The following is a 1,077-nucleotide window of genomic DNA, read 5'->3' as shown; positions in this document are numbered from 1 at the left end:
CACGCACGCATACACAGCACAGAGTGAGGTAAGCATCCGAAAAAAGCTGCGATCTGATCGACATGGCTGCCGCCACCATGGCTATCACCTCCCGCGCGCTCGTCGGCAAGCCGGCGGCTGCCACGAGGGACGTCTTCGGCGAGGGCCGCATCACCATGCGCAAGACCGCCGCCAAGCCCAAGCCGGCGGCGTCCGGCAGCCCATGGTACGGTGCCGACCGCGTCCTGTACCTGGGCCCGCTGTCCGGCTCGCCCCCGAGCTACCTGACCGGCGAGTTCCCCGGCGACTACGGGTGGGACACCGCGGGCCTGTCGGCCGACCCGGAGACGTTCGCGCGGAACCGGGCGCTGGAGGTGATCCACGGGCGGTGGGCGATGCTGGGTGCGCTGGGCTGCATCACCCCGGAGGTGCTGGAGAAGTGGGTGCGCGTGGACTTCAAGGAGCCCGTGTGGTTCAAGGCCGGCGCGCAGATCTTCTCGGAGGGCGGGCTGGACTACCTGGGCAACCCCAACCTGGTGCACGCACAGAGCATCCTGGCCATCTGGGCGTGCCAGGTGGTGCTCATGGGCTTCGTCGAGGGCTACCGCGTCGGCGGCGGCCCGCTCGGGGAAGGGCTCGACAAGGTGTACCCCGGCGGCGCCTTCGACCCGCTGGGCCTCGCCGACGACCCGGACACCGCCGCCGAGCTCAAGGTGAAGGAGCTCAAGAACGGCCGCCTTGCCATGTTCTCCATGTTCGGCTTCTTCGTGCAGGCCATCGTCACCGGCAAGGGCCCCATCGAGAACCTCTTCGACCACGTCGCCGACCCCGTCGCCAACAACGCCTGGGCATACGCCACGAACTTCGTCCCCGGCAACTAACTGACTGAGCAACGCCGTACATGTGTACTACCATCAGATCCATCCATTCGTCCGTCCGTCCGTCGAGTGAACAGTGTGGTCTTCCCTGTACTCTACTTGTTCAGATCGTAGGCGTGTAGTAGTTGCACCAGCCGGCGTATGCTCATGATCGATGTGTGCTCATCAATCAATGTCAATGGCTGCCTGCTGTAAGCGGTCGATGTAAACTAAGCACAGA

1 protein-coding gene is annotated in these 1,077 nt (G+C 65.0%); it reads left to right on the top strand.

Features of this window, described 5'->3' with window-relative positions:
* The first annotated feature begins 77 nt into the window (after positions 1–77).
* Positions 78–860, top strand: a complete 783-nt coding sequence (locus CVM52_RS28215) for a chlorophyll a-b binding protein (protein ID WP_172721105.1) — start codon at positions 78–80, stop codon at positions 858–860.
* The last annotated feature ends 217 nt before the right edge of the window (positions 861–1,077 follow it).

The sequence above is a fragment of the Pseudooceanicola lipolyticus genome (genome assembly GCF_002786325.1).
In the GTDB taxonomy this organism is placed as follows: domain Bacteria; phylum Pseudomonadota; class Alphaproteobacteria; order Rhodobacterales; family Rhodobacteraceae; genus Pseudooceanicola_C; species Pseudooceanicola_C lipolyticus.
Note: the sequence above shows the minus strand (reverse complement) of the source record. Positions and strands in the feature narration are given on the sequence as shown.

Excerpts from the sequence above, each read along its gene's own strand:
- CVM52_RS28215 (WP_172721105.1), top strand. The coding sequence starts at position 78 with ATGGCTATCACCTCCCGCGCGCTCGTCGGCAAGCCGGCGGCTGCCACG.